The organism is Rhizobium phaseoli (genome assembly GCF_010668805.1).
In the GTDB taxonomy this organism is placed as follows: domain Bacteria; phylum Pseudomonadota; class Alphaproteobacteria; order Rhizobiales; family Rhizobiaceae; genus Rhizobium; species Rhizobium phaseoli_A.
Map to the genome: position 1 here is coordinate 1 of NZ_WUFT01000045.1, position 7,404 is coordinate 7,404.

General features: G+C 59.3%; 6 protein-coding genes. 5 read left to right on the forward strand and 1 reads right to left on the reverse strand.

From position 1 onward, the window contains the following. Positions 1 to 2,621: bifunctional diguanylate cyclase/phosphodiesterase (locus tag GR197_RS31175; protein ID WP_164016553.1), on the forward strand; the 2,621-nt coding region annotated here is incomplete at its 5' end. Positions 2,622 to 2,946: 325 nt separating this feature from the next. On the opposite strand, the gene GR197_RS31180 is transcribed toward GR197_RS31175, so the two are convergent. Next, on the reverse strand, positions 2,947 to 3,600 hold the full coding sequence (locus tag GR197_RS31180) for a hypothetical protein (RefSeq protein WP_164016555.1): 654 nt from the start codon (positions 3,598 to 3,600) through the stop codon (positions 2,947 to 2,949). A gap of 691 nt (positions 3,601 to 4,291) precedes the next feature. Between GR197_RS31180 and GR197_RS31185 the strand changes: the two genes are divergently transcribed. From GR197_RS31185 to GR197_RS31200, 4 genes are read left to right on the forward strand one after another with little or no spacing between them, the layout of a single operon-like run. Continuing rightward, positions 4,292 to 4,558 (forward strand): PepSY domain-containing protein, encoded by a 267-nt coding sequence (locus GR197_RS31185; protein WP_164016563.1) that lies wholly within the window; start codon positions 4,292 to 4,294, stop codon positions 4,556 to 4,558. 3 nt (positions 4,559 to 4,561) lie between these two features. After that, positions 4,562 to 5,128, forward strand: a complete 567-nt coding sequence (locus tag GR197_RS31190) for a cytochrome b/b6 domain-containing protein (RefSeq protein WP_164016557.1) — start codon at positions 4,562 to 4,564, stop codon at positions 5,126 to 5,128. After that, positions 5,125 to 5,802, forward strand: coding sequence for a response regulator transcription factor (locus GR197_RS31195; protein ID WP_164016559.1), 678 nt, complete (start codon positions 5,125 to 5,127; stop codon positions 5,800 to 5,802). Before GR197_RS31190 ends, GR197_RS31195 begins: the two co-directional genes overlap by 4 nt. Beyond that, the gene (locus GR197_RS31200) at positions 5,799 to 7,115 is read left to right on the forward strand and encodes a sensor histidine kinase (protein ID WP_164016561.1); all 1,317 of its coding nucleotides are present in this window, start codon (positions 5,799 to 5,801) and stop codon (positions 7,113 to 7,115) included. Before GR197_RS31195 ends, GR197_RS31200 begins: the two co-directional genes overlap by 4 nt. The last annotated feature ends 289 nt before the right edge of the window (positions 7,116 to 7,404 follow it).

The window sequence follows — 7,404 nt, forward strand, 5'->3', positions numbered from 1 at the left end:
CGGCGGGTGGGTTCGGCATCTGGGCCACGCATTTCATCGCCATGCTGGCATACGACCCCGGTGTCGTCGTCGGCTATCATGCCGGATTGACGCTGGTCTCGCTGCTGGTCGCGATCGTCGCGACAACGGCGGCGGTTGCCGCCAAGATCGCCTATGACAGATGGGTGGCGAACATCCTGGCGGGCGTGCTCTTCGGCGTCGGTATCTGGTCTATGCATTTCAGCGGCATGTTGGCCATCGAATTCCCCGGTGAAATCTCGTGGGATGCGGGCTACGTGACGGCCTCGGTCGGTCTCGGCGTGGTGTTTTCGGTCGCTGCCTTTCGATTTGCCGGCCGGAGCGGCCGGTCGACTTTCGGCAGGCTGGTGCCGACGGTTTTGCTGACGCTTGGCGTCGTCGCCCTGCATTTCACCGCAATGGCAGGAGTGACGGTCATTCCGGGCATCGCTGCGCTCGATCCCGCCGCGCTTCTTTCGCCGGCACTGATGGTGGTGACAATCGCCGCCGTCACCCTTTCGCTGCTGGCGGCCGGGTTTGCGGCCGCCATTTTCGCCGTGCGCTGGCAGGCCAAGACCGCCGGGGCGGAGCGCAATTTCAAGCTCCTCGTGCAGGGGGTGACCGACTACGCGATCTATATGCTCGATCCGGATGGCAAGGTCAGCAATTGGAATGCCGGCGCCGAGCGCGCCAAGGGCTATAGCGCCGATGAGATCGTCGGCAAGGATTTCTCGCTGTTCTATTCTGAGGAAGACCGCCGCAAAGGCCTGCCGCAGCGAGCGCTTCAGACCGCCCGCAGCGAGGGCAAGTTCGAGGCCCAGGGGTGGCGTTACCGCAAGGACGGCTCCTCCTTCTGGGCCTATGTCGTCATCGACCCGATCTATGACGAGACCGGCGTGCTGATCGGCTATGCCAAGATTACCAAGGACAACAGCAAGCAGAAGGCGGATGCCGACCGGATCGAGGAGGTCACCCGCAATCTCGACGTCGCGCTCGAAAATATCGGGCAGGGCATCTGCATGTTCGACAAGGACGAGCGCCTGTTGCTTTGCAACAAACGCTATCTGGAAATCTTCAAATTCCCCGAGGGATCGGTGCGTCCCGGCATGGGCTACCGTGAGATCGTCGACATCGGCTATGCCGCCAATACGGAGGACCCCGGCGAGGCGGCCGCGCGGGCCGAGGCGCATTATACCAGGAACATGGCGCTGATCAGATCAGGCGCCGGCAGCGCGGTTCACAAATATCCGAGCGGCATATCCATCCAGCAGAATGTCAACATGCTGCCCAATGGCGGCTGGGTGGTCACCTTCGAAGACATCACCGATCGCCTGAAATCCGAGGAGCAGGTCGCCTTCCTTGCCAAACATGACGGCCTGACCGGCATGCCGAACCGGCTGCAGTTCGGCGAGAGCGTCTCGGAGGAAATGATGATCGCCGACCGGGTGAGGGGCAATGTCGCCGTCATCGGTATCGATCTCGACAAGTTCAAGGAGATCAACGACCAGCACGGCCACGGCACCGGCGACAAGGTGCTTGTCGAGCTGGCGCGCCGTCTCGACGAAGCGCGGCAGGAAGGCGAGTTCATCGCCCGGTTCGGCGGAGACGAGTTCGCCGCAACCAAGCGCTTCGATGAGCTGAGCGCGCTGCACGATTTCATCGCGCGGCTGGAAAGCGCGCTGACCGGGACGGTTGCCATCGACGGCTTCGAGATCAAGACCGGCGCCAGCCTCGGCGTAGCGGTCTATCCCAGCGATGCCGCAGGCGTCGACGGCCTTCTCGCCAATGCCGACCTTGCCATGTACCGCGCCAAACAATCCTTGCTGCAGAGGGTCTGCTTCTACGAGGCTGCCATGGATGAGCATGCGCGCCGCCGTCGTTCACTCGCCAAGGATCTCTGGGCCTCGATCGATCGCAGCCAGCTGCATCTGCACTATCAGGTGCAGAAATCGGTGCGGACGGGTGAGATCACCGGCTACGAAGTTCTGCTGCGCTGGCGGCATCACGAACGCGGCAACATCCCGCCGATGGATTTCATCGGCCTTGCCGAGGAATGCGGCGCGATCCTGCCGATCGGCGAATGGGTGCTCAGGGAAGCCTGCCGGGAGGCGGCGAGCTGGACCAACAGCCACAAGATCGCCGTCAACCTGTCGCCGATCCAGCTCGGCCATGCCGATATGGCGGCCGTCATATCAGAGATCCTTGCGGAAACCGGTCTGAACCCCCGGCGTCTCGAAATCGAGATCACCGAAAGCTCGATCATCGTCGACAAGGATAAGGCCTTGCGGACGATGCGGCAGATCAAGGCGCTTGGCGTCTCGATCGCCATCGACGATTTCGGCACCGGTTATTCCTCGCTGGAAACGCTGCGCTCCTTCCCCTTCGACAAGATCAAACTCGACAAGAGCTTCATGGCCGAGGTCGAGACCAGCCCGCAGTCAAAGGCGATCGTCCGAGCCATCCTGGCGCTCGGCCGCAGCCTGGAGGTGCCGGTGCTGGCCGAAGGCGTGGAAACCCAGGCGCAGCTCGACACGCTGTCCGAAGAACAGTGCGACGAGGCGCAGGGCTATCTGCTCGGCAAGCCGCAGGCGATGGGCGAGCCGGCGGTTGAGAAGGCGGCTTGAGGTGGCGATACGCCTGCCCGGGCTGTACCAGGTGCCGCCCCTCACCCTAACCCTCTCCCCGTAAAAAACGGGGCGAGGGGACGTGCCCTGCGAGACGCTGGTGAGGAACGGAGAGGTTGCGGCATATCCCCTTCGCCCCGCGCGCGGGGAGAAGGTGCCGGCAGGCGGATGAGGGGCAGCTCCCTCGATCTCAGAGCATGTTTTGCGCCCCGAAATTGCTCAAAAAAAGAGAGCATTCCGTTACTCAAACAAAGACGGAAATGCTCTCATAGTCTGGCGCGCAACATAACCGATTAGCTGCGCACCTCACGCAACCCACTGGTGGCTATTCTTCTGACGTCGCGGCGTTCTCAAGCGAGGTGCGGATTTGATCGATCTTACCGTTCGCGTCGCCAACGCCGAGAATTGTCTTGGCTTCGTCCACGACCGCCGGGCTCACCTGACCGGTTTTCGTTGCGGTAGCCAATGCGTCCTCCAGCGCCGCGTCCCCCAGCAGAGGGTCGGTCGCCGTGGGCTCAATTCCGTTGTCGATTTCATACTGCGCATAAGCCACGGCATAGGCCGAGATGGCCGTCATGCGTGGGTCCGAGGTATGCATCAACGCCCTGTAATTCCGCTTCAAGGAGTTCAGGCCCGCAAGCTGCGCCGAAAGGTTTTTCTCCTTTGTGGCGACGACGACCCTGTCTGTTTTTGCCGATTTGGACCTGCCTTCCGATTCGGAAGACTTGCCTTTCAAGCCTATCGATTTGGAGCCGCTATTGGTTGAACCTCTGCCCTGGTTGTCGCTGCCATGGCTGCCGCTGTTTCCATGACCGCCGCCATTGCCGCCGCCGTTACCACCACCGTTTCCGCCGCCATTGCCACCACCATTTCCACCGTCCTTCGCCAGCGCGGCCATATCAATACCGGCAATCGTGACCGGGCCTGCGGCAAGAGCCAGCGAGAGCACGGCCAGGGACGCTAAGGTTGATATCCGCATCGTTTTCCTCCGGATCAGATCAATGGGCGCCGTGCAGTTCCACGACGTCAGCAGTCGTGAAAGATTAGACGTGGATCGTGCATTGCACATCGGACTGAAGTCCGGTGCCAGGCCCCGGCTATGGTCTTACAGGAGCCGGCGGCTGAGCTGACTTCATGACGGTGGAGAGGTGCGCCGGCCCGATGAAGCATGTGTGACGTGACGTGCTTTGTGCCGGAGAGTTTGGCTGGAAAGCCAACCCCACTCTCCGTCCTCCTCGGCCTTGAGCCGAGGATCCATGCCACGAGTGCCGGTGGATGCGGCGTGGATGCTCGGCTCAAGGCCTGGGATGACGGAGGGTGGGCGGGCACAAAGAATTATTCATGGCGCAAGCCAGCCCTGACCGCCTCGTCGCGGCGAACCTGAGGGAGACGAAGGAGGATCGTTTTGGTGGGACATGGCCACAGTCGTTGGTAATACGGCGCGCACCTACCTCTCGTCCCTCATTCCTGTGCCCGTCTCATGAAGTATCTGCAACGCGGCGCGCTTTTAAGCGCGAGTTTGGCTGGAAAGCCGTAAGCGGTGTGGTGTTCGCACTTTGACCCGAAAAGGCGCTGAATGCACATCTTGATCTCGCTGACAGCAAACTGACAGCTAAAAAACTCTATCGCTTGGTCGTTGCCCGGTTGGGTCTGGAACAAAGGATAGAATGATCATGCTGAAACTCATTACTGCCGTCGCCATTGTTGCTTCTGTACCGGCGCTGGCACTGGCAAGCCCGAGCTGTACGAAAGAGCCGAAGTCGAAGTGGATGTCTGAGGACGCCATGAAGGCCAAGATCGATACGCTCGGCTACAAGGTCAAAACCTTCGAGATCACCGGCAATTGCTACGAAATCTACGGCAAAGATAAGGATGGCAAGCGGGCGGAAGTCTACTTCAACCCGGTCTCCGGCGACATCGTTCAAAAGGGCGACTGATCGATGACGGCGATCTCACCGAAGAAGGAGGGCGCGTCGCCCTCCAATCCCGCACTGAAGGACGTCAAGGTCTGGGACCCAATTGTGCGGCTGTTCCATTGGACCGTGGTTGTCGCATGCACGCTGAACCTCTTCATCCTGGAGGAGGGAAAGTACTGGCACCGTATGACGGGCTACGTCGTCGTGGTGGCGCTGACCGTTCGTTTCATCTGGGGGTTCGTCGGCACCAAGCATGCGCGGTTCAAAGACTTCTTTCCCACCTCGAGAAAGATCAAGGAGCAGGTTCGCGGCATCATCGCACGCCAAGAGGAGCGGTACCTCGGCCATAATCCACTGGCGTCGGTAATGATGCTCGTGCTTATTGCGCTTCTCGCGGCGACCGCCTTGACCGGCTGGATGACAACGTTGGATGCATTCTGGGGCGAGAAGTGGCTTGAACAATTGCACGGCACCATCGCAAACAGCATTATGATCCTCGTCTTCATCCATGCGGGCGCTGCTATATTGGAAAGCTGGAGGCATCGAGAAAATCTCGTCTGGTCAATGGTTACGGGTCGAAAGAAGGCATGAGAATACTACTCGTCGAGGACAGCGCCCGGCTTCGCGGGCTGGTTTGCGAGGCGCTCCGGAATGAGGGCTGGAGAGTCGACGCTTTCGCGACGGCACAGGATGGGCGTACCGGCCTTCGGGAGGCGGAATACGACCTGCTTCTTCTGGACCTCGGCCTTCCTGATGAGGATGGCCTCGATGTCCTCCGATCGCTCCGTGAGGCTGGGAGCCAGACCCCGGTACTCGTGTTGACGGCAAGGGGTGCGATCGATGAACGGATAGCCGGGCTCGATGCCGGCGCTGACGACTACTTGGCTAAGCCGTTCCATAATGGCGAACTCACGGCCCGTATACGCGCACTCATTCGTCGATCGCCTGTGACATCGATGCCAATTCTCGAATTTGCTGCACTGAGGTTTGAAGTCGCGTCGCGACAGGTGATATGCGAAGGCACCGAAATTGTTCTCGCTCCCTCGGAGAAGGGACTGCTCGAGCTGCTGATGCGCAACGGCGGGAGAGTTGTACCCAAATCCAAGATTGAGCATGCTTTCTCCGAATTTGGCGACGAGAGAAGCAGTAACGCCGTCGAACTGGCGGTATCGCGTCTGCGAAAGAAGCTTGATGGTCACGACACCCAATCGTCAATCGAAACGATCCGAGGTGTCGGCTACATGATGCGCGAGGTGCATAATTGAGCCAATCTCGCCCGACTCTCGGGGCCATTCTCACGCGCCGTATCGCCTTCTTCGCGATCCTTGCCATGTTACTGCAACTCGTCATCGTCTTCACGGACTACTACTGGAATGTCGGCGAGTTATCCCGTTTGTTCGTCGAGCAGGAAACAGAGCGTTTGGCGGCAGGGATCGTTGCCGAGGATTCTAGTGTTCGCTATGCCCTTCCAGACGCTGTGCAGCAGCGCTATCAAAAAGGTGACACGGGATATGTGGCGCGAATTCGCGCGGCAAACGGCGGACTGGTGTTCCAATCATGCGACGCCGCCTGCGAAGATCGCTTCCTCCCCGCCGATGTAAATCCGCCCGACTTCTGGTTACGCTCGCTGATGCCAGGAAAGCCTTTATCGCTGGTCGGCGGTCGTGCCTTCATCGTCGGCAATCAACGGTTTCTAGTCGACATTGCGACGATCGGTGACCCTGCTGACGTGATGTCGGACGTTCTCTGGAATGAGATAATCGAACACCTGATCGTGCCGATGAGCATCCTGCTGGTACTCGTGCTTGGCGGAACTTTGCTGTCGGTCCGCCAAGCACTCCGGCCGGTTCGAGCTGCTGCGGATGCTGCCGACCAGATCGATCCTATGGATTCCCGTTCGCATCTTGACTTCGACCAAATGCCGCGAGAGGTCGCCCACCTAGCTGCCGCCGTCAATCGTGCTTTCGAGCGGGTTGGGGCTTTGATGAAGTCACAGAAGGTTTTGACATCCGGGATCGCCCACGAAATCCGAACGCCACTTGCTGCCTTGAAGCTGGAGCTTGGTCAGATCGATCACCCTCGCGCAAGAAGGGCCGAAGCTGACCTTGATGACCTCGTGAATTTTGTTGGTCAGATCACTGCACTTGCTCGGCTTGAGAGCGTTGACCACGGCATGTTCGAGAAGGTTGATCTCGTGGAGTTGTCGTCGACCGTCGTGGCGCAACTTGCTCCCTGGGTCTACGATTGCAACCACTCTCTCGAGTTCTTCAGCCAAGTGGAGAGCAGTACATTGACTGGCTCGCCGCCGCTTTTGAGAGACGCTCTTCGCAATCTGATAGAAAACGCTGTGAAACACACACCAACTCGAAGTGTGATTGTCGTCCGTGTGGGCGACGGCATCATCACCGTCGAGGATCGCCTACCGGAACCTTCCTCATCAAAAGAACCCGTTTCCCACCTTCCTGACAGTCTCGGCATCGGGTTGAAAATTGTCGAACGGATAATGGAAATACATCAAGCGACGTTCTCTAGGTCACGATCCAATTCCGGTCATATCTTTGAATTGAACTTCCGATGAAACATAGTGCCTAGCCATCACTCGCATTCAAGTGACGACTATGCTGCCAGATGCGGGAGGATCGAGCAGGGAAACGTGGTGTGTGCTACACCACGTGAGCGGAGGATTGGGCGTGGACGCCACCTCATACTTTTCATTCCCGTCCTCGGGTCGAAGCCCGAGGTGTTGATTTCCACTGAGAGCTGACCCGGCGCAGCCTAATATTTCCATTGAGAATTGACCCATGTTTCAACCGTCCCTCGCATGTTTTCAGCGGGGGCTCTGGAGTGATCGACATGGCATTACTGAG

Excerpts from the sequence above, each read along its gene's own strand:
- GR197_RS31180 (WP_164016555.1), bottom strand. The coding sequence starts at position 3,600 with ATGCGGATATCAACCTTAGCGTCCCTGGCCGTGCTCTCGCTGGCTCTT.
- GR197_RS31190 (WP_164016557.1), top strand. The coding sequence starts at position 4,562 with ATGACGGCGATCTCACCGAAGAAGGAGGGCGCGTCGCCCTCCAATCCC.
- GR197_RS31195 (WP_164016559.1), top strand. The coding sequence starts at position 5,125 with ATGAGAATACTACTCGTCGAGGACAGCGCCCGGCTTCGCGGGCTGGTT.